The organism is Acinetobacter sp. YH01004 (assembly GCF_013420455.1).
Lineage (GTDB): Bacteria > Pseudomonadota > Gammaproteobacteria > Pseudomonadales > Moraxellaceae > Acinetobacter > Acinetobacter towneri.
In genome coordinates, this window is sequence record NZ_VOXZ01000007.1 from 73,141 (window position 1) to 95,246 (window position 22,106).

At 42.8% G+C, this 22,106-nt stretch carries 20 protein-coding genes and 2 pseudogenes; 12 read left to right on the forward strand and 10 right to left on the reverse strand.

Translation table 11 applies throughout. The features are described from left to right. Positions 1-29: 29 nt before the first annotated feature. The 6 genes from FTT71_RS06760 to FTT71_RS06785 all read right to left on the reverse strand — a co-directional run bounded on the left by FTT71_RS06760 (position 30) and on the right by FTT71_RS06785 (position 5,301). On the reverse strand, positions 30-593 hold the full coding sequence (locus FTT71_RS06760; RefSeq protein WP_096901633.1) for an FMN-dependent NADH-azoreductase: 564 nt from the start codon (positions 591-593) through the stop codon (positions 30-32). Positions 594-759: 166 nt separating this feature from the next. Next, positions 760-1,440: a glutathione S-transferase family protein gene (locus FTT71_RS06765; RefSeq protein ID WP_131261214.1), complete on the reverse strand. Its 681-nt coding sequence runs from the start codon at positions 1,438-1,440 to the stop codon at positions 760-762. Beyond that, positions 1,437-3,269, reverse strand: coding sequence for a protein-disulfide reductase DsbD (gene dsbD / locus FTT71_RS06770; RefSeq protein ID WP_180160836.1), 1,833 nt, complete (start codon positions 3,267-3,269; stop codon positions 1,437-1,439). The genes FTT71_RS06765 and dsbD overlap by 4 nt, the downstream gene beginning before the upstream one ends. Before the next feature lie 172 nt (positions 3,270-3,441). Beyond that, on the reverse strand, positions 3,442-4,212 hold the full coding sequence (locus FTT71_RS06775; protein WP_179997058.1) for a transporter: 771 nt from the start codon (positions 4,210-4,212) through the stop codon (positions 3,442-3,444). A gap of 16 nt (positions 4,213-4,228) precedes the next feature. Further along, positions 4,229-4,771, reverse strand: a complete 543-nt coding sequence (locus FTT71_RS06780; protein WP_004974192.1) for an ankyrin repeat domain-containing protein — start codon at positions 4,769-4,771, stop codon at positions 4,229-4,231. Positions 4,772-4,935: 164 nt separating this feature from the next. After that, the gene (locus FTT71_RS06785) at positions 4,936-5,301 is read right to left on the reverse strand and encodes an HPF/RaiA family ribosome-associated protein (protein ID WP_004974190.1); all 366 of its coding nucleotides are present in this window, start codon (positions 5,299-5,301) and stop codon (positions 4,936-4,938) included. Between the two features lie 306 nt (positions 5,302-5,607). Between FTT71_RS06785 and FTT71_RS06790 the strand changes: the two genes are divergently transcribed. The 6 genes and pseudogenes from FTT71_RS06790 to FTT71_RS06815 all read left to right on the forward strand — a co-directional run. Further along, positions 5,608-5,781 carry a hypothetical protein gene (locus FTT71_RS06790; protein WP_168417680.1) on the forward strand — a complete coding sequence of 58 codons (174 nt, stop codon included), beginning with the start codon at positions 5,608-5,610 and terminating at the stop codon, positions 5,779-5,781. Positions 5,782-5,848: 67 nt separating this feature from the next. Further along, complete coding sequence (locus FTT71_RS06795) at positions 5,849-6,577, forward strand: outer membrane protein OmpK (RefSeq protein ID WP_180160829.1); 729 nt, start codon at positions 5,849-5,851, stop codon at positions 6,575-6,577. A gap of 172 nt (positions 6,578-6,749) precedes the next feature. Continuing rightward, positions 6,750-7,532 carry a sulfite exporter TauE/SafE family protein gene (locus FTT71_RS06800; RefSeq protein WP_004974188.1) on the forward strand — a complete coding sequence of 261 codons (783 nt, stop codon included), beginning with the start codon at positions 6,750-6,752 and terminating at the stop codon, positions 7,530-7,532. A gap of 176 nt (positions 7,533-7,708) precedes the next feature. Further along, entirely contained in the window at positions 7,709-9,124 is a 1,416-nt protein-coding gene (locus FTT71_RS06805; RefSeq protein WP_096901624.1) for a DASS family sodium-coupled anion symporter, read from the forward strand. A gap of 137 nt (positions 9,125-9,261) precedes the next feature. Beyond that, positions 9,262-9,554: pseudogene (locus FTT71_RS06810) on the forward strand (phospholipase D family protein); the annotation flags it as partial. Between the two features lie 62 nt (positions 9,555-9,616). Next, positions 9,617-9,948, forward strand: a pseudogene (locus FTT71_RS06815) (transposase); the annotation flags it as partial. A 121-nt stretch (positions 9,949-10,069) separates the two neighbouring features. On the opposite strand, the gene parE reads toward FTT71_RS06815, so the two are convergent. Together parE and FTT71_RS06825 are read right to left on the reverse strand one after the other, a co-directional pair. Then, entirely contained in the window at positions 10,070-11,950 is a 1,881-nt protein-coding gene (parE, locus tag FTT71_RS06820; protein ID WP_004974183.1) for a DNA topoisomerase IV subunit B, read from the reverse strand. A gap of 14 nt (positions 11,951-11,964) precedes the next feature. Continuing rightward, a complete protein-coding gene (locus tag FTT71_RS06825; protein ID WP_180160830.1) occupies positions 11,965-12,549 on the reverse strand; it encodes a YqiA/YcfP family alpha/beta fold hydrolase in 585 nt (194 codons plus the stop codon). Positions 12,550-12,856: 307 nt separating this feature from the next. Here FTT71_RS06825 and FTT71_RS06830 point away from each other — a divergent pair, with 307 nt between their 5' ends. Then, complete coding sequence (locus tag FTT71_RS06830) at positions 12,857-14,188, forward strand: alpha/beta fold hydrolase (protein WP_154320171.1); 1,332 nt, start codon at positions 12,857-12,859, stop codon at positions 14,186-14,188. Between the two features lie 142 nt (positions 14,189-14,330). On the opposite strand, the gene FTT71_RS06835 is transcribed toward FTT71_RS06830, so the two are convergent. Beyond that, positions 14,331-14,864, reverse strand: a complete 534-nt coding sequence (locus tag FTT71_RS06835; protein ID WP_004974176.1) for a disulfide bond formation protein B — start codon at positions 14,862-14,864, stop codon at positions 14,331-14,333. An 18-nt stretch (positions 14,865-14,882) separates the two neighbouring features. Beyond that, positions 14,883-16,460: a glutamate--cysteine ligase gene (gene gshA, locus FTT71_RS06840; protein ID WP_180043508.1), complete on the reverse strand. Its 1,578-nt coding sequence runs from the start codon at positions 16,458-16,460 to the stop codon at positions 14,883-14,885. Positions 16,461-16,778: 318 nt separating this feature from the next. On the opposite strand from gshA, the gene FTT71_RS06845 reads away from it, so the two are divergent. From FTT71_RS06845 to FTT71_RS06865, 5 genes are all read left to right on the forward strand, one after another. Then, positions 16,779-17,318 carry a DUF924 family protein gene (locus tag FTT71_RS06845; RefSeq protein WP_096901505.1) on the forward strand — a complete coding sequence of 180 codons (540 nt, stop codon included), beginning with the start codon at positions 16,779-16,781 and terminating at the stop codon, positions 17,316-17,318. 45 nt (positions 17,319-17,363) lie between these two features. Then, complete coding sequence (locus tag FTT71_RS06850; RefSeq protein WP_180080035.1) at positions 17,364-17,939, forward strand: hypothetical protein; 576 nt, start codon at positions 17,364-17,366, stop codon at positions 17,937-17,939. Positions 17,940-17,957: 18 nt separating this feature from the next. Further along, positions 17,958-19,286 (forward strand): DUF445 domain-containing protein, encoded by a 1,329-nt coding sequence (locus tag FTT71_RS06855; RefSeq protein WP_180080033.1) that lies wholly within the window; start codon positions 17,958-17,960, stop codon positions 19,284-19,286. A 158-nt stretch (positions 19,287-19,444) separates the two neighbouring features. Then, positions 19,445-20,599 (forward strand): methionine aminotransferase, encoded by a 1,155-nt coding sequence (locus FTT71_RS06860; protein WP_180050741.1) that lies wholly within the window; start codon positions 19,445-19,447, stop codon positions 20,597-20,599. A gap of 114 nt (positions 20,600-20,713) precedes the next feature. After that, complete coding sequence (locus FTT71_RS06865) at positions 20,714-22,081, forward strand: MATE family efflux transporter (protein WP_179997050.1); 1,368 nt, start codon at positions 20,714-20,716, stop codon at positions 22,079-22,081. Positions 22,082-22,106: the final 25 nt, after the last annotated feature.

The following is a 22,106-nucleotide window of genomic DNA, read 5'->3' on the forward strand; positions in this document are numbered from 1 at the left end:
CACTGAGCTTTTTTTATTGAAATAGTGGGTTAAATCGCCTGAATTTTTTGCATCGCATTGGCAACAGCTTGGTCTTTAAATTCCGACATACTCACCCCTTCAGCGCGAATAATTTCTACATCATTCACCCCTGTAAAGTTGAAGATGGTTTTCAAGAAATCTTCCTGAAAATCAGCAGGGCTATTATCACCATACACACCGCCACGGCTGCTGGCGATATAGGCTTTTTTCTCACCCGCTAAACCTACAGGCCCTTGCTCGGTATATTTAAAGGTTCTTCCCGCCACGCTAATGCGGTCAATCCATGCTTTTAAGGTTGAAGTCAAACCAAAGTTATACATGGCTGCACCCACCACCACGACATCGGCATCAATATATTGCTGGATGATTTTTTCACCCAAAGCCGCTTGTTCTGCATCCTGCCCCATTAAAATTTCGGCAGTTAAGTGCGGAATCGGCTGTTGTGCCAAATCTAAATAATCGACCTGTGCATTGCTATTTTTTGCAGTCAATTGTTGCACAATCGCTTGGCTTAACTGACGTGAAACTGAGTTTTCACCTAAAATACTCGAGTCGATGTGTAAAATTTTCATGGGGATGTTCCAATCTTGTATTCATTTAATAACGCTATTTTAATCGTGCAGCGTAAATAGAATAATTGGGAAAACTAAGACACTATGTTTTATTTTTGGAACAAAAAAGACCACTTTACCGCACAAAAACTTCCGCAGTATTTTTCCTAATCCTGCTTTTTCCAAGTCATTTTGCTGGTTTTTGATAAGGCTCTAAATAATTGACCCACATTGCTTCTTGTGATGCGGCGTGTACCCAAGCGCGCATAGCAGGATGCTGCATCACCCGCTGCATATAGTGTTGGCTGTTGGCACTTACAGGCAAGGCATAAGTCATAAAACGCGTCACCACAGGAGCATAAAACGCATCGGCAATGCTAAATTCACCACACAAGAAACCATCTGCTGCAGGACGTGCCGACCATATGTGTTCAATGCGTGCCACATCCTGCCTTAAACCCGAATGTTCTTGCCATAATTTTGTACCCACTTCTGCTAAATTGGCGCGAATATTCATGCCACATAAACTGCGTAAATCGGTAAAACCACTGTGCATTTCTGCGCTGATGCTACGCGCCCAAGCGCGTTGCTGTACATCACGCGGCCAAAGTGCCTGTTCAGGATATTGCTCTGCCAAGTATTCACAAATGGCGAGAGAATCCCAAATCAACATGCCCTGATCTAACAAGGCAGGCACTTTACCATTGGGGTTAATTTCTAGGACACGTTGTTTAAAATCGCCCTCGCCACGCTCGCAGGGAAAGTTCAGTTGTATTTCTTCAAAAGCCAAGTCAAACGCCTTCAGTACCAACCACGGGCGCATCGACCAGCTCGAATAATTTTTATTGGCAATATACAGCTGCATCATGGCGATGACTCCTGTGTGGTTTGAAGTTGCTGCAGTTGATTTAACAAAGTGCTCTCGTTAAATGCACCTGTTAAACGCAGACTGCGAATTTCTTGTTGTTGTGCATCCAAAAATAAAAAGGTAGGTGGCCCTAAAATTTCCCATTGATTCAACAAGGCTTGATGACTGGCATCGTAATGGCTTAAATCGAGTTTAATTAAATAAAATTCTGCAAGTGCCTGTTTTACAGTGGAAGATGTCAATACCTGTTGCTCAATCGGACGGCACGCCACACACCAATCGGCATAGACATCTATAATCATGCGCTGATTTTTCGGAGCTTGGGCAAGTAACTGTTGTAATTCCGTTGCAGTCGTTGCACGGTGCCATTCTAAAACCGCATCGTTTTCCTGCTGCCAAAAACGCTGGCTGTGTTGATATTGGTTATAAATCAGATACGGCACCACCACCAATAACGCACTCAGATAAATCGCCCGCAGCGTACCATGATAGCCACTCAAACGATGCAACACATAGCCGACAAAACCCACTCCAAGTGCCAAACTAAGCCATTGCATCCATGCTTCACCCAATAACGGACGAATAAAATACAATGCCAATGCCAACATAATAAAGGCAAACAGCACTTTGACTTGATGCATCCACAAACCTGCGCGTGGCAAAGCTTTTGCCCCAAGCACACTAGCCAACAATAACGGCGAACCCATGCCAAACCCGAGCGTAAATAGCAGCAACGCCCCCTGCATCTGACTTTGGGTTTGTGAAATAAACAATAACGCCCCTGCCAATGGCGCAGTCATGCATGGGCCGACCAAAAGTGCCGACAACATGCCCATGAGTGCAGCACCTGCCAAATTGCCGCCTTTTTGCATAGATTGCACCTGATCGAGTCGATTGACCCAAGCACGTGGTAACTTGATCTCAAACAGTCCAAACAAATTTAAGGCAAACAACACAAACAGTAAACTAAAGGCAATTAAAGTAGCAGGTTGTTGTAACCAACGCTGAAAATTCAAACCTGCGGATGACGCAATTAAACCCAATATGGCATAAACCATTGCCATGCTACAGACAAAAACCAGAGTAATCGTCCACGCTTTGACACCTTTATGTTCACGCACCAACAAGGAGGTCAAAATGGGCAACATCGGCAAAGAACATGGAGTAAAGGCCAATAAAACCCCTAAACCAAAAAACAGTAGCAAGCCATAAGCAAATGAACTCTGTGCCAGTTTTTCTGACCACATTTGATCTTGTGCAGTGATGGGTTGCGCTGTCGCAACACTTGTTGAGGATGCTAGCGTGGAGTTGGCAGGTGTTGTCGAAAACACATTCTGGGTTGGGTTACTGTGTCCACCCCACAGATTTTTTTGTGCTGCGCTTTGATTGTCTAAAATCACCAAACCAGTGCTGTCTGTCTGAAATTCAATGCGCTGTGGTGGATAACAAAGTCGATCTTGCGCACAACCTTGCCAGCTCACTTGATAGCGCTGTGCAGCCTGCGTGGGAATTTTAAAACTGACTTGTTGATAATAAACCTGAGTATGTCCATAGTTTTCATCATAAACATCTTCTGCGGGAGGCAACTCTAAAGCCAGTATTTGCTGTCCATGCTCAACCTTAAATTGATGCTGATACAAATAATACTGTTCAGGCATGTTCCAGCGCAGTTCGGCTTGTTGGGGATTGACCGATTCAACGCTAAACTGAAAGGCTTGTTCGGGTGGGAGTAAAGGTGCTTCTGCGTGTAGGCTTAGCGAACACAATAAAAGTAGACTTGCGAGCAGACAAGATAAGCCCCTATTCATATAGCGAAAAATATCAGCCATTAGATCAACAGCAGCTTGCCAAAAGGTCTGAAATAAGGACTGCTTCATGTTCTGCTCGCCTCGGCATGAACTTTATTAGGATGAAAACGAATCTGCAGCAAGCTTAATACTTAATAACTTTGGCCTGCTGCAGCATACAACGTATTTTAAAGCTTTAAATGGTTTAAATGGCTTAGAACAAAAACGCCATACCTAAACCTGCACGGTAACTTTTATCTGCACCGTCTAAATCTACACCGACACTGGCATCCAGTTGAGTGCGTTCATTCAGTGCGTAAATCACTCCCGAAATTAAGCCATATTCATTGTCCTGACTTTCAGCTTTGCGATAGACCAATTCTGAAAAACCTGACCATTGATCGCTTAAACGGTACTGAATATTGGGAATTGCTGTAACCGCCCAATCGCTATTTTGTACATCGTAACGCATGTTGATGCCTGTTTTTAACAGCTCACTGTATTGATAGCTGACTGCCGTACCCAAGCTATAAATATCATCTTCTTCGCTAAAGCCATCATTGCCTGTGGCAATTAGCGCTTGCAACAACACGGCCATAGAAAGTTTGTCATCATTTAAGTCAATGGCTTGTTTTAAACCAATGCTGACATCACCCAAACCATCATCTTCAACCGATTGACCTGCAGTTTTGCTTTTGCTCCATGCAGGCCCTTGCCAGCCCAGCTGTAACTCTAAATCTTGCGCCAAACCTGTACGTAACAGCATGTCAGCATTAAGGCGAGTAGTTTTAACTTTTTCGCCCGAAGCATCGTTACTTTCTTGATAACTTGCACTTGGCAAAGCCTGTTCCCAAGCCAGTTTCCCTACAGGTGTAATACCCGTACTCATTCCTGCACCAGGACGATCAAACTCAAAATCTGCCGCGCTCACCTGCATGCTGATGCCTGCCGCCACGATTAACCCAACTGTTTTTAATGCTGACATATTTTTATCTCTGCTCTTAGGCCAATTCTTTGCTCATTTTTGCGCCATAACGACGCAACAATTCTAAAGTCTGCTGTTCTTCTAGCAAAGCATCCGACCACTGAATTTCATCAAAATCACAATCAAACAATAAATCACTAATTGAAGATAAAATCGTTAAACCATCTTCATCTTTGCTGTTCGGATCGACTTTTTCATCTAATAAACGCTGTACCGCAGGAACACATGCTGCAGAAGCCGCATCCCACAATGGGCCGTAAATTTCTTCGGCATCCCATAAATGCAAATTCACTTTGGCTTGAATCAAGGCCTCTAAAATATCTAAATGCACTTGCAAATCTTGCTGTTTTTGCTGCTCTGTGAGTGGCTGACCTGCTTCATATGCTTCGCAGACTTTTTCCCACCATTGAAATAAACCATCTGACCAGACTGAAATTACAGGGCCTTTTTCGGCATCCATAAAGTTAGGGTCTAAACCGTCTGCCAATAGGCGTTGCACTTGGGCAAGGTCTAATTCTTCTATTGCTTGCACCAAGACTTGTTGTTGCGCAGTTAACATGCAGAGAGCTCTCTTATTCAATGTTTAATTTAGAACTATTATGCCCAATAAAGCGACATTTGTATGAGATAAATGTCAGCAAATCGTGAATTTAGTGCATTGGCTGCATGCAAACACAAAAAAGCCCCGCAAAATTTGCGAGGCTCTTGGAATCTGTCTGATCCTTATTCGTCGTCGCCACCAACATCTGTATCTACAAATTCTGGGCGAGCACCACGAGGATTCTCATTTTTCTCAAACGCATGTTCTAGGCTGCGTTTTAAACGGTCAATCGCACCATGAATTGCAGTATCAATGTTATGACCACGATGATTCACAACCACTGGTTTTAAACCTGCTGGACGTGCTTCAATCATACAACGAATATCGTCATCACCGCCTTTTTCACCATTTTCATCACTAAAATGCACTGAAAAATGGGTAATACGCTCACTGTGGCGTTGGAATTCATTATTCAGTTCTTCACGAACGTAACTAATTAAGCGATCACTGTTTTGAATGTTTTTATCGGTACGGATTTCAATGTTCATGATTTCATCCTCTTGCGTTCGTTATTTCTGAATCTTGTTGTGCCAAAATCTTACACATAATTTTATATATATGTTTTGGCGTGTTTATAATGTGCTGTTTTTACAGCATAAAGTACATCTTCAACTTAGTTTGGAATCACTTCCTCCTACGTGAATGATGAACACTTTTAATTCTGCAGAACCGTGTCCCTATACCTTGAATATCGGGCCTATCTGAAAAATATGCAAGCAATATTTATAGAAAAGCAGCAAAAGAATAACCCTTTTAGGACAAGTTTTCGCTCAGATGTTCAATAAGCAACCAATTTGACTGTTCAAGCAGATGTGATTGGTTTTTCAACACAGAAACTTGATGCTTTTAAGGGGCTTAGCATGGCATGCAAAAAGCTAGACATTATTTTTACCATTGGTTTTAAATCCTGCAAAAAATGCAGCGCTTTTAGAATTGGCAAAAAATACCAAGAAATGACCTGTCAATAATCGAATTTTGCTTTATTTTTGCTTAAGAATCTGTATCCTTGAAACGCTTTTCTTGGGGTCTTATTTTATGAAATTTACACATATTGCTGCGCTATGCGCTCTCTCTACTGCTGCAACTTTTACGCAAGCTGCGCCAGTTTGGCAAGATTTTAGCATTACAGGTTTATATGGTGAGAATTATGCTCATCCTGTTGGCATGGTTGATGATTTAGAGCAAACCACTATTACTGCTGAATATGCTGCTGGATTGAAATACGGTGATTTTTTTGCCTTTGCTGACCGTACCAATAATGATCTAAGTGGCAACGAAACTTATTTTGAAGTTGCACCACGTTTAAGCTTGGGTGCTGTTTCAGGCCAAAAACTGGCAGTCGGCCCAATTAAAGACGTTTTGATTGCAACGACTTGGGAAGGTGGTGAAGGCTTTAACAACTACCTGTACGGTATTGGTTTTGCTTTAGACATCCCATATACCCAATATGCAAACATCAACTTCTATAAAGTAGAAAATGATGGCCAAGAAGATGATTATCAAATGACCATCACTTATGCTGTACCATTTAAAATTGGTTCAGAAGAGTTCTTGGCTGATGCCTTCCTAGACTGGTCTACTGCAGAAGATGACCACGCTAGCGAACTCAACTGGACTACACAATATAAATGGAATGCAGGCAAACACATTTCGCCAAATACACGTTTATATGTCGGTATCGAACACTCTGTTTGGAACAACAAGTTTGGTATTAAAGGCGTAGATCAAAACGATGTCAGCGCATTGGTCAAATACCATTTCTAAGCTGTATTTTTCTCTGTTCAAAAAAGCAAGACTTCGGTCTTGCTTTTTTATTGGTCATTAAAATAGTTTCCAATAAATATGCTTTGCTCATAACCATGCAACCCATTTGTACTTAGCGCAAAACTCCGCTACATTGAGTTAAATTTCAAATAAAAAGCACTGTGAAGCCCACATGCAAAAAACCGATTTCATTATTCTGCTGTTTTGTGCGATTGCTGCAATTTTGCATGGCATGAGCGGTTTTGGTTTTCCTATGCTCAGTACGGCTGCGGTGGCGATGTTATATCCACTCAGTACTGCGGTTGCTTTGGTTCTGATTCCCTGTTTGCTTCTCAATATCTACATGCTGCGGGGCGATGCCACACAATCTATATTCAGCAGTTTATATGGCTACTGCAAAAAATATTGGGGTTTAATCTTCAGTGCGCTGATTGGCAGCTATTTGGGCGTCAGTTTGCTGCTCATTCTGAACGAAGGTTATTTAAAATTGGCAATGGGCGTACTGATTTTATTGTACGTGGCCGATCAATTTCGACAACGTCCTTTGCAAATTTCTGCCTCACTCAAAAATATGCTGATTTTTGGTTTGCTGGCAGGTGTGATTGGTGGTGCGACCAATGCCATGGCACCATTTCTAATGATGTATTTACTCAGCACTCAACACAGCAAAACCGATATTGTGGTGATTAGCAACTTAAACTTTATTATTTCCAAACTCATTCAATTGGCAGTTTTATATCCAGTAATTCAACAGTTTAGCCACATACAATTAAAAGTTTTAGCCCTGATTTGCATCATCTCTATGCTGATGGTGTATATCGGCAGTCTGATTCGTAAACAAATTTCCCAGACATTATTTAAGCAGATTGTATTTACGTTATTGGGTTTTATGGCACTTTACGCGATTGCTCAAGGATTATTCATCATCCAAACATCACCTGCTTTATTGATATAAATCAGACCAATAAACATAACAAATGGAAAATTATTTAGATTTTTTTTGGCTTAAATAATTATTTACACCTATAATTAAGACCAGCTTAAAAAACAGTCTATTCAGACTGCTTCGGTCGTTTGCATCGACCAATCTTCCCTCTTTTCTTTTAATTCCTTTTGACGGAGTGAACTTCTATGGAAAATAACCATATAGAAGTGCCAGCCAATATTAAGCGAAAAGAACTGATCAAGACCTGGGTGATTGTTGCAATTGCAGCCCTGCTCTCTTTCGGTTTATACAATGTCTTGCCCTATGATGAAAATGCAAATAAGGGTCTAAGTCTGTTGCTTTTTATTGGTATTTTATGGCTCACCGAAGCTGTACACATTACCATTACCGCACTTTTGGTGCCGGTGCTTGCCGTAATTTTGGGCATGCCTGTTGAAAATGCCAGCAAAGTGCTTGAGCCAATTAGCACCAGCAAGGCATTGGCGACTTTTGCCGATCCTGTTATTTTCCTGTTCTTTGGTGGTTTTGCTTTAGCAACTGCGCTGCACATTCAGAAACTGGATCGTAAAATTGCGATGTGGATTATTTCCATGTCGGGCGGTCACTTGGGGATTTCGGTTTTATCTATTTTTATCGTCACTGCTGCGTTGTCGATGTGGATTTCCAACACAGCCACGGCGGCGATGATGTTACCGTTGGCACTAGGTTTGTTATCACACCTCGATGCCACCAAAGAGCGTAAAACCTTCGTTTTCATTTTATTGGGGATTGCCTACTCTGCCAGTTTAGGTGGTTTGGGTACGTTGGTGGGTTCGCCACCAAACGCTATTGCAGCCAAAGCATTAGACTATGACTTTGCTGACTGGATGAAAATTGGTTTACCAATGATGCTGATTTTGCTACCAGCGATGTTGGTCAGCTTATATTTGGTATTGCGTCCAAATTTAAATCAAAAAATTCATTTTGAAACTGAAGTGATTCCTTGGACCAAAACCCGTGTTGCAACGATGATTTTATTCGTATGTACTGCAGTGGCGTGGATTTTTGGTAAAAAACTTAGCGAAACCTTCGGCATTAGCCAACCCGATACATGGACTGCATTAGCTGCTGCATGTTTGGTAGTCATGCTAGGTACTGCATCTTGGAAGCAAGTAGCTGAAAATACCGATTGGGGCGTGTTATTACTGTTCGGTGGTGGTTTAACCCTCAGTGCGATCTTAAAAGATTCAGGCGCATCTTTGGTATTGGGTCAAACCCTTGCCAATACCTTTGGTGATACTTCGCCATTGGTAGTGATTTTTGCGGTGACCATCTTCATTATTTTCTTAACTGAATTTACCAGTAATACAGCGTCTGCTGCGTTATTGGTTCCTGTATTTGCTGCAATTGCAGACCAAATGGGTATTCCAAAAGAAATTTTAGTGGTGATTATTGGTATTGGTGCATCGTGTGCCTTTATGTTACCTGTGGCAACGCCACCAAATGCGATTGTATTTGGTACAGGTCAAATTAAACAAAGTGAAATGATGAGTGTGGGCATGGTGTTGAACGTCATGTGCGTATTTATTATTTCATTATTTGTATATTGGTTCTTTAGTTAAGGATCAATAAAAAATGGAGCACAAGATGCTCCATTTTTTTCGCCTCAATTTTAGAATATTTTTAATCATCAAATCATTACCTAAATAAATTCGCTATACTCGAAACATAATAATTTAGACACGATGAGGAGGGTTAAATGGCTAAGTTTTTAAATACGAGCGCGACCAATTTTTTCTTAGAAGAACTGATAAAAAATGCCAAAGAAAGGTTAATTTTAATTAGCCCATATTTACGTTTAAATGACCGTATTAAAGAATTACTTGAAGATAAAGATCGACTCAAAATTGATATTCGAATCGTTTATGGAAAAAGCGATTTACATCCTGATGAAATAAAATGGATGCAAAAACTTGATTTTGTTCGGCTCAGTTTTTGTAAAAACTTACATGCTAAATGCTATCTCAATGAATCTGAATGTATGGTAATCCCCCCTAAAAATAATTGAGTTTAAAAGTAGAAAATCGAATAACCTTGATTTAAGGAGATTTTCTATGAAAACATCTAAGTATTCAGACAGCTTGATCATGAGTATCTTGAAGCAAGCTGAAGCAGGAACACCCATACCGAACTTGTGCCGCGAACATGGTATGAGCTCTGCTACATTCTACAAGTGGAAGTCCAAATATGGCGGCATGGATCTTTCAATGATGACGCGGCTTAAAGAACTTGAGGCTGAAAATGCCCGTTTAAAACGCATGTATGCTGATGAGCGGCTAAAGTCAGACATCTTGCAAGATGCACTTTTAAAAAAGTTTTAAGGCCTGTTCAGCGAAAGTCACTCACTCAACAAGGCAAAGACGTAGGTGCAGAATTTAAAACCAGTCAATATGGTGGATATTTTTTATGGCCTGAAAATATTGAATTATAAACACCAATCAAAATTACAATAAAAAGCATCCATTACTTTTTTGAAATAATGCATGCTTTTTCTAAATTAAATCAGCTTAAACCGCCAAATCGGCTAAATTACCTTTTTGCTCTAACCACACTTTACGGTCTGCAGAGCGTTTTTTAGCCAGCAATTTATCCAATAAACCCGCGGTAAAATGACTATCATCCAAATCCAATTGCACCAAACGGCGTGTATTTGGATCCATCGTGGTTTCACGTAACTGACTGGCATTCATCTCACCCAAACCTTTAAATCGGGTAATTTGCGGATTTTTGGTTTTGGCTTTTTTCAGCGTGTTTTCTAACTCATCTTCATCCAGCGCATAATGCACATCTTTACCGTCATCAATACGGAATAACGGCGGCATGGCGACGTATAAATGCCCATCTTCCACCAAACTTGGGAAATGTTTCACGAATAAAGCACACAGCAAAGTGGCAATGTGTAAACCATCTGAGTCGGCATCGGCCAAAATACAAACCTTACCGTAACGCAATTCAGATAAATCATCACTACCTGGGTCAACCCCAATCGCAATTGCAATATCGTGTACCTCCTGCGAACCCAAAACCTCGTCCGAAGACACTTCCCACGTATTTAAAATTTTTCCACGAATTGGCATGATCGCCTGAAAGTTTTTATCACGCGCTTGCTTAGCAGAACCACCTGCAGAGTCACCTTCTACAATAAACAGTTCCGATTCTTCACGGGTTTGTCCCACGCAGTCGGCTAATTTACCCGGCAAAGCTGGGCCTGAAACGATTTTTTTACGTTCTACTTTTTTCGCTGCTTTTAAACGACGACCTGCTTTGGAAATTGCCATTTCTGCCAATTGCATGGCAATGTCAGAATTTTGGTTCAACCACAAGGCAAAAGCATCTTTGGCGATATTCTGCATAATGCTTGCCGCTTCACGGCTCGATAAACGCTCCTTGGTCTGCCCAGAAAACTGCGGCTCTTGGAACTTTAACGATAAAATGTAGTTAACCCCATCCCAAACATCTTCGGCAGATAGCTTTAAATTGCGCGGCAATAAATTGCGTAATTCACAGAACTCACGTAAAGCATCGGTCACACCAGAACGTAGTCCATTGACATGCGTACCGCCTTGCGCAGTCGGAATCAAGTTGACATAACTTTCCTGAATTTGCTCGCCACCTTCTACGTTCCAACAAATTGCAAATTCTGCACTAGCACGTTCTGCCTCACCTGTCGCCACAAAAGCAGGGGCAGGTACAATCTCTCGATCTTCCAGCTCATCCATCAAATAGTCGACTAGACCATTTTCAAACTGCCAGACAATTTTTTCATCGTTAATTTCATCAATGTAATGAATTTCTAAACCTGCAGCTAGTACCGCTTTGGCTTTTAAATTGTGTTTTAAGGCTTTTAGCGCAAATTTAGGTGAATCGAAATATTTAGCTTCAGGCCAGAAATGTACCAACGTACCCGAAGCACGTTTTGGGGCTTTGCCTTCCAAGACTTCTAAAGGTGCAGCAGCTTCGCCCTGATCAAAAGCCATTTTATACAGGTTGCCCTGACGCTGTACGGTCACTTCAACCCGACTGGACAAGGCATTCACTACAGAAATACCGACCCCGTGCAAACCGCCCGAAAATTGGTAGTTGTCGGTGCTGAACTTACCGCCTGCATGCAGCTTGGTCAGAATAATTTCAATCCCGCTTTGCCCGTATTCTGGGTGAATATCGACAGGCATACCACGGCCATTGTCTTCTACCGACAAAGAGCCATCTTTATAGACTTTTACGGTAATTTTATTGGCATGCCCTGCAAGTGCTTCATCCACCGCATTATCAATAACTTCTTGCGCCAAATGGTTTGGACGTGTGGTGTCGGTATACATGCCCGGGCGACGACGTACTGGATCTAAACCAGATAAAACTTCAAGAGATTGAGCGGTATATTGAGACACGTTGTACTGTTTCCTTAAGCTAGGGAATCCGATAAAAATTGCAGTAACATCGGAATTTTGTCTGCAAAATCATCCATGGCATGATTGCCGTGCGCTTCAGTCATGATCATGGCCGAAGGTGAGGCAGCACTATAATAACGCTGCGCTTCACGATAATCCAAAACTTCATCGCCTTGTTGCAATAACACCAATATTTTGTCTGCATCTTGCGCAACTGGCAACGCAATGTCTGCTAAGTCATCCAATTGCGCTGCAGTTAAGCTCCAGTTCGGATGTACCACATAGGGCAGCACATCGCCAAACAAGTCCTGAAACAATTGCCATGGTCGCATAGCAGGGTTAATCACAACAGCAGGCACATGATGCTGTGCGACCAGTTGTGTCGCATAAAAGCCGCCTAGACTGCTGCCCACCAATGCCACATTGGGCAAACGTCGAATCAATGCCGATACGTTTGCCAAAACCGCTAAAGGTGGAGCATTTAAATCGGGCAAATGCATCTGAATACCAGGGCGATGCTGCTGCACATAGGCATACAATAGCTGCCCTTTCATGGACAAAGGACTACTTTGAAAACCATGTAAATAAATTAAATTCATGCGCGACATTTCTTAGTAACACCATTCAATTTTTGGCTGATACAGCACTTATTTTGCGTTTTTAATTTAATTTTCATGGAAAAATGCAATTGTTAGACAAAAAGATGCGAACATCTTGGCAGTCATCGGTATTTTACAAGTAGTTCAAGATGAACACGATAAAATAAAAGTATCGGGTTTGGTGACATTCATCTAAAAATTTGCAGTTCTGTAAATTCATGAAATGCCAGCAGACCCTTGAGTTTATACCGCGAACCCAAGTAAAAATAAAGCGTTCGGTATATGGGAACACAAGGGGCAACACAGTATGCCAAGTTTAACACCGCTGCATGAAACGTATTGTAGATGGGATCGTACACCTCCAAGTCAGGCCGATATCCTAGAAGGCTTGGCACAGTTGGTCAGCACGCGCCTGAATGCCGTGATGAGCGAAGTGATTCAAACCATTCAGCGTGAAGTTTTGCTCAGCGTATTTGGCATGAGCGAACAACGCTCGCAAAAGTTTCAAAAAACCGCAACTTTTCAAAAGTTGTATAAGTTTGCCTTCCACAGCTTACAACAATACGGCTATCACTTTGTTGCACCAGGTTTACGTCAAATCATTGCGCAATTTCCCAACTTACATGACAAAGCACTCACGCCAAGCCTGCATTTTTTAGTCGGTGTACTGAATGGCGTACTGGGAGATTATCTACTCGAACAGCAAAATCCGCTCGCCTTACCTATGGTGCTCTATGACCATTATGGCGAAGTCCAACAAGGCGATTTGTCTGGACGTGTGGTAATTTTTGTGCACGGTTTATGCCGCAATCACCTCGATTGGACTACACACCAATTTGGTGGTTTTGGTGAAAAATTACTGGCACAACGTGACCATAACACCATGTTATATCTGAATTACAATACAGGGCGTCGCATTTCTGCCAATGGCCGCAGTCTTGCCAATACCTTAGATGATTTAATTCAGCGTCATCCTAAAATTACCAGTATTGATTTAATTGGGCACAGCATGGGTGGCTTGGTGTCGCGCAGTGCGCTGTTTTACGGTAAGCAAAATTTGCAGCACTGGATTCACTTGGTCGAAAATCTGGTCTGCTTGGGTTCACCACATCATGGGGCTGTTTTGGAGCGTTTTGGTTTCCATTTACAGGAAAAATTAGGTCGCTTTCCTATTGTGAAAATTGTCGGGCATTTGGTCAACATTCGCAGCAACGGCATTTTAGATTTGCGCTATGGCAGTGTGCGAGATGATGACTGGGAACATAATCAGGCACGAATTGGACAGGTCGATGACAACCGCAAACCTGCACCTTTGCCGACCCATATTAATGCTTATTTCGTGGCAGGCAGCATTGAGTTTGAGAAAAAGCAGAACCTGACCCGCAAAGTCATTGGCGATTATTTAGTCAGTATAAAAAGTGCTTTGGGGGAACATCCTAACCCACGTTTTCAATTAAAACTGCCTGAATCGCACAAAGCTGTGTTCTATGGTCTGAACCATTTTCAGTTGCAATATCATCCGAGTGTGGCTGAGCAATTGGTGAAATGGTTTTATCCTGCGCATGAAGAAGTGCCAGAGCAGCAAATTCGTGAGTTTATTGGTGATTGGTCAAGCTTAGAAGGCATCGCGCTCACCTAACATAGTCTAAACAGTTCAAAATACGCTACAACACGATGATTTTTAGATGGATTTTCAACAGCCCCTAAATACACAAATAAAAAAGCGCCATCTACATTGAGATGGCGCATTTTTATCAATTCAGTGAGCAAGTAGCCCGAATTTATTTTTTCTTCACTTTGCCAAATGTAGTCGATGCCACAAACGGATAGTTACGCAGCAATTGCCATAAACTGATGAGTGCCAACACGCTAAAGAACAGCAATGACCACACGGGTAAAGACTGCCCCAAGAACGTCCAGTCAATCACAGCACATTCACCTGAACCCGACAGTACTTGTTGCAATACGGCTTTCATGGGTAAGGCATCTACCAAATAATCTAGCCCTGGACCGCAGCTTGGCACTTGATCGGGCGGTAAGTTTTGCAGCCACACATGCCGTGCTGCCACACCCACTGACCATAAAATTCCAATACTGCCGAACAGCGCGTAAATACGCTTAACCACGTTAGATTTAGGGTTATGCACAAAAGCAATCAGTGAAACCAAACCCAATGCAATTAAGCCCACCCGCTGAAAAACGCACAGTGGACACGGCGCTAAACCTTGCACATGCTCTAAATACAATGCAAATGTCATCCCAATGACACTGGCTAAAAATAAAACACCACTTAGCAGACGATAACTCAATTGCATGTTTAAATCTCTGAGCTGTTATCTATATTGTGCGACATAGTCTGCAAAACTCAGACCCTGTGCTTGTTCAAGTTGTTGTTGTTGCTGAATAGATTGCACTGCAATTTCATCAAAATATGTTTGTGTTTCAGGACGCAGCGCATGTTGCTCATACGCATGTGCATGTTGCTGCGCCATATAACTGCCAAAGCCCCACGTACCACCATGACGAATAGTATCGGCAATCATGTGTGCCGACAGAGTTTCATCGACTTCATGCAAACGCACCATCATGCGTTCTAAAGCTTGAGAATACAGCTGCGTCGCATAACTTTGGTCGAGTAAAGCAGCCAAAGGTTGCATGGCGGTGACATACTGCTGTCCCCACGCTTCAATTGGGGTTTTAACATCGCTCTCTTGAATGTGCGCATTTGGCGCACGCCCACGATTGACCACTTCGGCCTGATTTTTTTCGATGATGCTTTGTTCCGCATCTAACAAGGCTGGGCTGTCTTGCAACAAACAATACAATGCTAAGACTTCCAAAAAGCCTGCGGTATGTTCATCTATCCCAATTGGGCTATACGGATTAACATCTACCGCACGTAATTCGACATAACCAATACCACGATTGGCAAGTGCTTGAGATGGGGTTTCACCTTCTTGTGGTACTTGTTTTGGGCGCACCAAACTGTAGTACTCATTTTCGATTTGCAGCACATGGTCATTAATTTGAATTGGCTCACCCGTAGCATCATCTAAACCTAAGCGGCTAAATGGCAAGTACGGGGTTTTCACGGCTTTTTGCAAACCATCTAAATAACCTGTTAAGTCATTGTAATGAATACCAAGTTTTTTCTGCGCCGAGTTTTGATAGCCAAAGTTACCCATACGCAACGCAGTCGCATACGGTAAATACAACGTGCCTCTTAACAACGGCAACAAATGATGTTCACGCCCCGTCATAAAACACTGACAAACCGATGGACTTGCACCGACTAAAAACATCACCAATGGCGTTAAACGAATAAAGTTACGAATTAAACCTAAATAACGATGACTACGATAATCTTGCAAACTCAGTGCTTTGAGCTGCTCATCACTTTCATGTTGTTGCAAGGCGGCAAATAAATGTTCAGGGAAGGATAAATTATAATGCACCCCTGAAATGGTCTGCATACGGCGACCATAGCGCACACCTAAACCACGGCGATACAAGGTTTTAAAGCGCCCAATATTGGAGCTGCCATATTGCGCCAGTGGAATACCGTCATCGGTTTCATCGAGCATACACGGCATCGACAGCGGCCAAAGTTTTTCACCTTCGCCTAAGTGTTGATGCACCACGCTATGAATATCTCGCAAATAATCAAGCGCGTGTTGAATACTGCTTTGCGGTGGAGTAATGAACTCCATCAACGCTTCGGAATAGTCCGTAGTAATATGCGGATGTGTGAGTGCCGAACCCAAGGCTTGAGGATGTGCTTGCTGCGACAAGAAGCCATCGCTTTGCATACGCAGACTTTCGCGTTCAATCCCGCGCAACATCCCTTGAAGCAACGCAGCGTCTACCCATGTTGGTAGAACATCTTGCGCATTTGGTTCGGGTTGACTCATTACACTCTCGCTTAATCCAATACACTACAAATACGACATAAACCACAGGCTGATTTTGGGTCGGTGGCAATTTTCTCTATCATGCAGATGATCTGAGATGAAATTGCTACCGTTCAAGTATAACTTGATTTGGCATCAGCACATGCGCTTGGGCTGTTTTTTCTAACAAAATGATGATTTTGGGGCATGCTGACATTTTATAAAGTGGTCAACGTCAATAAATTTTAATTTGGCAATTTTTTATCACAAAGTTGCACTATAAGACATGCTAAATTTGTGATTTTATAATCAAAAGAACAGAGGTAAATAATAAAGCGTATGAATTATCAAGATTTTTTAGATTTTTGGTTTTCTCCTGCTGCAGAACCGAACTGGTTTGTCAAAAGCGCAGAATTTGATGCCGTGCTTGCAGAAAAATTTACCGATGTACTGCAACAAGCGGCACAAGGAGAACTATGGACATGGCGCGAAACACCCGCAGGTCGTTTGGCTGAAATCATTGTTTTAGATCAATTATCACGTAATTTATACCGTAATGACCCGCGTGCCTTTGCCCAAGATGGAATGGCCTTGGTGTTGGCACAAGAAATGATTCACTTAAAATTGGATCAGGACTTAAACCCAACCGAACGTCGTTTTCTATATATGCCGTTTATGCACAGTGAATCCAAACGTATTCACGAAGTCGCATTAACGTTGTTTGAAAGTTTGAATGACCCCACCGTGTTGGGCTATGAACTGAAACATAAAGTGATTATTGACCGTTTTGGACGTTATCCACATCGGAATCAGGTGTTGGGACGTCCTTCGAGTGCAGAAGAACTTGAGTTTTTAACCCAACCCAATAGCAGTTTCTAACTGGCGAGCTTGTCTTGGCTGGTTGATGTGTACAGGAGCTTTCACATGAAATATTCCCTACTCGGTCTTGCCCTTGCCAGCAGTTTGCTGTTTACAGGCTGTGCCACGACATCCTCTAAACCGCTCAGCTTTGAGCAGTTGGGGCAATACAGCACCACACCACTGAATGCGCAAACCTATCGGATTAGTTTTTTAGCGGGTCATAACATGAGTTTTGGCACTGCAGAAGAAATTACTTTGGTGAGAGCAGCACAAACCACGCTGCAACACGGTTTTCGCTTTTTTAAAGTTTTAGATGATCCGAGTAACCGTAGCCAGAAACCACCTAGACAAGCCGTGGTTTACCCTGCACCAAGTTACTATCCGTATAGCTATTCGCCGTATGGATATTATCATCGTCGCGCACCATTCTGGCCTGACCCATTCTATGATATGCCGCAAGTGGTGACCCTCGATCCGACTCAAGTGTCTTACACCATTCAGTGTTTTAAAGATCAAAAATCTGCACCTGAAGATGCCTTTGATGCGAGCCTAATTTTACAATCACTGGGGGCAAAATATGGTTTAAGTCCCACAGGACAACCATTACCCCCACCAACCTCTGCCCCTGCCGCGCCCTAATGAGATAAGGATGCCTGCATGAATACAGCGTCTGACCACACTTTAGCGAGCAGCTCGCAGCATAGCTCTCCGAGCCTGCAACGCAGTAAACGCTTTGCCACCATTGCTTTAGTGATTGCCGTGCTGGCATGGCTGGCATTAATGCTGACCGCAAAATTACTGCCTGAATATACGTGGTTGATTCACATACTAATGCTGTCTGCCGAAGCAGGCGTGGTCGGTGGTCTGGCAGACTGGTATGCGATTACGGTGCTGTTTCGCAATCCTTTTGGCAAAATGCCAATTCCTAAATTCTTACGTGATCACACCGAAATTATTCCACGCAACAAAGACCGTATTGCCGAGTCGATGGGGCGTTTCGTACAGGAAAACTTTTTATCGCCCCAAGTGGTACAAAAAAGCCTGCACAGCACTGACTTATCTTTATCCGTGGGCAAATGGTTGGCGAATCCACAAAATAATGCGCAAGTGACCCAAGTCATTCAGCAAACTGTACCGAAAATTTTTGAATTTGTCGGGCAAGAACAAATTGGGCGCTTTATTCAAAGCAACAGTGTGCAATGGGTTCGCAATACTCAGGTCAACCACTTGGCCAGTGAAATGCTGCGTGCGGTTTTGGAAAATGACTTTCATCAGGATGTGCTGCAACGCGGTTTAGACCTTGCCCATGACTGGATGCTGAAACATCCTGAAAAAAGCCGTGAATTGACCCGTCAATTATTTAAAGAACTTGGCGTGTGGAAACTGGCCAAAGGTGCGAGCTGGATTGGAATTGATGTGCAGCAACGCACTATAGATTCTTTACTGCAACGGGTCGAATCCATGCTGGCAGACCCTGAACATCCTTGGCGACAAAAAATTGAAGAGGCTGGGCAGCAACTCATGTTACAACTGGCAGATAACAACAGCAGTGCCAGTCTGCGCCTAAATGACACTAAAAATGCCCTGTTAGACAGCCCACAAGTCTTGAGTTTTATCAGTGGTGCCGTGGTCATTCTCTGCAATGCGATTAAGGAAGATTTACAAAAACCTGATTCAGGAATTGCGCAAAACCTGCGTGTTGCAATTCAGCAAGTCGGTGAAAATATTATTGCCAATACCGCAGTACGTCAGTTACTGAATGAAAAAATGAGTACGATTGCGGTGAATTTGTCTGATCAATATAGTGAAAAAGTGATTCGTTTTATTAGTGAGCGTATTCATGAATGGGACTCACGCGAAATGATTGGCAAAATTGAAAACGAAGTGGGTGGTGATTTACACATGATTCGAGTCAATGGTGTGGTCGTAGGTGCATTTATTGGTCTAGGATTGGGGGTTATTCGGGCATTGGTGGAGTTGATTTGAGATGAAATTTTTTTGATAAGTCGATCTTGAGGTGTTCAATCAAAAATAACGCCTCGAACGATCTATTCAAGCCACATCATCACCCTTTACCCCATTTGCATTCCCCCCTGAAAACGCTACGATGTAAAACAAGCTGCTGCCACAACCAGAACCCCACTATGCTCGATATTCACGCGAAACTGCCTGCTCAAGGTCTGAGTATTTTTAGTACCATGTCTAACTTGGCACAACAACTGAATGCCTTAAATTTATCGCAGGGTTTTCCCGACTTTCCCCCACCTGCAGCATTACTGGATGCTTTAAGCCAAGCCACACACGCAGGCTTCAATCAATATCCTTTGGGCGATGGTTACTTGCCACTACGCGAACAACTGGCACAGCAATTTTTACAGCGTGATCAGCTAATGCTTGACCCGATCAGTGAAATTACCATCACCCCAGGGGCAACACTGGCTATTTTTAGCATCATGCAAACCGTGCTGCAGGCAGGCGATGAAGTCATTATTTTTGATCCAAGTTATGACAGTTATGCACCCTGTGTAAAATTGTTGGGTGCAAAAGCCGTTCATATTCCGCTGCAGGCTCCACATTTTCAGGTGGACTGGAATATGGTCAAAGATGCGATTCATGCCAAAACCCGCATGATCATCATCAACACACCACATAACCCCACAGGCACAGTATGGTCAGCGCAAGATTGGCAGCATTTAATTGATGTTATTCAGGAACATAATATTGTGGTGCTGTCCGATGAAGTCTATGAACATTTGGTCTTTGATGCGCATCAACACCGCTCTGCACTGTCTTTTCCTGAGCTTAGGGAACGCAGTTTTGTCGTGGGTTCCTTTGGTAAAACTTTTCATGTCACAGGCTGGAAAACAGGCTACTGTGCGGCTGCACCTGCCTTAATGCAGCTCTTTCGCCAAGCCTATCAATTTATTAATTTCTGCGGAGTTAGCGCTGTGCAAGTGGCTTTGGCAAATTATATGCAGCAGCACCCTGAACATATTGCAGAACTGGCAAAGTTTTATCAGGACAAACGTGATTTGTTTAATCAAGGCATTGCCAATTCACGCTTTCAATTCAGCCCTGCACAAGGCACTTATTTTCAAAATTTAGATTACAGCAATATCCGTCCCGGCTTAAATGCTGTCGATATGTGCCATTTTCTAGCCGAGCAGCACGGCATTGTCGGTATTCCTGTGTCTGCATTTTATCAAACCCCACCCGATGATTTACGTTTAATCCGTTTCTGCTTTGCTAAAAAAACCGAAACCCTGTTGCGTGCAGGTGAAATTTTATCGGCAATTTAAGCGATGAAGCTCCACTGAAATGTCACTGAGTTACTGAAAAGCTAAGGCTTTTTATGACCAAATCATGCTAGGGTGAAATTTCAAACAACCGCATATTGAAGCGCAGGATTTGGCATGGCAAGACCTCAGGCACTGGTCGATCACTCTCAGCTTTGGAAAACCTTTTTGGTGTTTCTATTGCCACTGATTGCCACCAATATTTTGCAAAATCTTTCGGGCACCATTAACACGATTTTTGTCGGGCAAATGCTCGGTGTGGAAGCCATTGCTGCGGTGTCGGTATTTTTTCCCATTATTTTTTGCCTGATGGCCTTTGTGATTGGGCTTTCGGCAGGATCGACCGTGTTGGTCGGGCAAGCGTGGGGCGCACAAAATGTCGAAAAAGTGCGTTGTATTGTCGGTTCGACTTTATTTATGACCCTAATTGGCGGCAGTTTCATTGCCTGTTTGGGGGTGATTTTTGCCGAACAAATTTTAATATTATTAGGCACAGACCCTAAAGTGATGCATCTATCCCTGCCGTATGTGCAATGGATGTTGGCAGGCAGCCCACTGCTGTTTGTTTATATTATTTATACCTCTATTTTACGTGGAGTGGGCGATAGCCTTACGCCACTCATTGCCCTGAGTTTGACTAGTTTAATGGGATTGGTGATTACCCCCATCCTGATTGCAGGTTATTTTGGCTTTCCTCGCTTGGGCATTATTGCCCCTGCAATTGCCACCATTCTGGGCTATCTGGCTGTTTTAATTTTTTTGGTGATTTACCTGAATAAAAAGAACCATCCCCTAAAAATGGATAAGCATCTGCTACGTCAAATTCGGCATCAACCCAATCTAAGCAAGGTGATTTTACGCTTAGGCATTCCTACAGGCTTACAAATGGTCACCACCTCTATGGCGGGTTTGGTGATTGTTGGTTTGGTTAATCGGCATGGTGCTGAGGCCACTGCCGCCTATGGCGCAGTTAATCAGGTGTTGAACTATATTCAATTTCCTGCGCTATCTATTGCAATTGCCGCTTCAATTTTTGCTGCACAAGCCATTGGTGCAGGCAAAGCCGAATTACTGGCTAAAGTGACCCGTACAGCCTTAGGCATGAATTTGCTGATTACAGGTATTTTAGTCACCTTGGGTTATTTATTTTCTAAATATCTGATGGCGTTGTTTATTACCGATCCTGCGGTGGTGGTACTGGGTCAGCAGCTCTTATTTATTGTGTTATGGGCCATTTTATTTTTTGGTGCCAGTGCAATTTTTGCCTCCATTATGCGCGCCAGTGGCACGGTCAATGTTCCAATGATCATCAATATTTTAGCGATTGTTTTAATTGAAGTACCGTGTGCTTATTTCTTCAGTCAGTGGTGGGGTTTGCAAGGAATTTGGTATGCCTATGCCTTGGCATTTGTGAGTCTGTGCATCGGTCAAGGTGCGTATTATCAATTTGTCTGGAAGAAAAAAACCATTCAGGTTTTGGTCTGAATGGTCTGTTATATTTGTAAGTTAG

Coding starts and splice junctions, on each gene's coding strand:
- FTT71_RS06765 (WP_131261214.1), bottom strand. CDS start 1,440: ATGATGCAGCTGTATATTGCCAATAAAAATTATTCGAGCTGGTCGATG.
- FTT71_RS06805 (WP_096901624.1), top strand. CDS start 7,709: ATGGAAAATAACCATATAGAAGTGCCAGCCAATATTAAGCGAAAAGAA.
- FTT71_RS06835 (WP_004974176.1), bottom strand. CDS start 14,864: ATGCAATTGAGTTATCGTCTGCTAAGTGGTGTTTTATTTTTAGCCAGT.
- FTT71_RS06800 (WP_004974188.1), top strand. CDS start 6,750: ATGCAAAAAACCGATTTCATTATTCTGCTGTTTTGTGCGATTGCTGCA.
- FTT71_RS06825 (WP_180160830.1), bottom strand. CDS start 12,549: ATGAATTTAATTTATTTACATGGTTTTCAAAGTAGTCCTTTGTCCATG.
- FTT71_RS06780 (WP_004974192.1), bottom strand. CDS start 4,771: ATGTTAACTGCGCAACAACAAGTCTTGGTGCAAGCAATAGAAGAATTA.
- dsbD (WP_180160836.1), bottom strand. CDS start 3,269: ATGGCTGATATTTTTCGCTATATGAATAGGGGCTTATCTTGTCTGCTC.
- FTT71_RS06855 (WP_180080033.1), top strand. CDS start 17,958: ATGAATACAGCGTCTGACCACACTTTAGCGAGCAGCTCGCAGCATAGC.
- FTT71_RS06760 (WP_096901633.1), bottom strand. CDS start 593: ATGAAAATTTTACACATCGACTCGAGTATTTTAGGTGAAAACTCAGTT.
- FTT71_RS06795 (WP_180160829.1), top strand. CDS start 5,849: ATGAAATTTACACATATTGCTGCGCTATGCGCTCTCTCTACTGCTGCA.
- FTT71_RS06830 (WP_154320171.1), top strand. CDS start 12,857: ATGCCAAGTTTAACACCGCTGCATGAAACGTATTGTAGATGGGATCGT.
- FTT71_RS06860 (WP_180050741.1), top strand. CDS start 19,445: ATGCTCGATATTCACGCGAAACTGCCTGCTCAAGGTCTGAGTATTTTT.
- FTT71_RS06845 (WP_096901505.1), top strand. CDS start 16,779: ATGAATTATCAAGATTTTTTAGATTTTTGGTTTTCTCCTGCTGCAGAA.
- gshA (WP_180043508.1), bottom strand. CDS start 16,460: ATGAGTCAACCCGAACCAAATGCGCAAGATGTTCTACCAACATGGGTA.
- FTT71_RS06865 (WP_179997050.1), top strand. CDS start 20,714: ATGGCAAGACCTCAGGCACTGGTCGATCACTCTCAGCTTTGGAAAACC.
- FTT71_RS06785 (WP_004974190.1), bottom strand. CDS start 5,301: ATGAACATTGAAATCCGTACCGATAAAAACATTCAAAACAGTGATCGC.
- FTT71_RS06850 (WP_180080035.1), top strand. CDS start 17,364: ATGAAATATTCCCTACTCGGTCTTGCCCTTGCCAGCAGTTTGCTGTTT.
- FTT71_RS06775 (WP_179997058.1), bottom strand. CDS start 4,212: ATGTCAGCATTAAAAACAGTTGGGTTAATCGTGGCGGCAGGCATCAGC.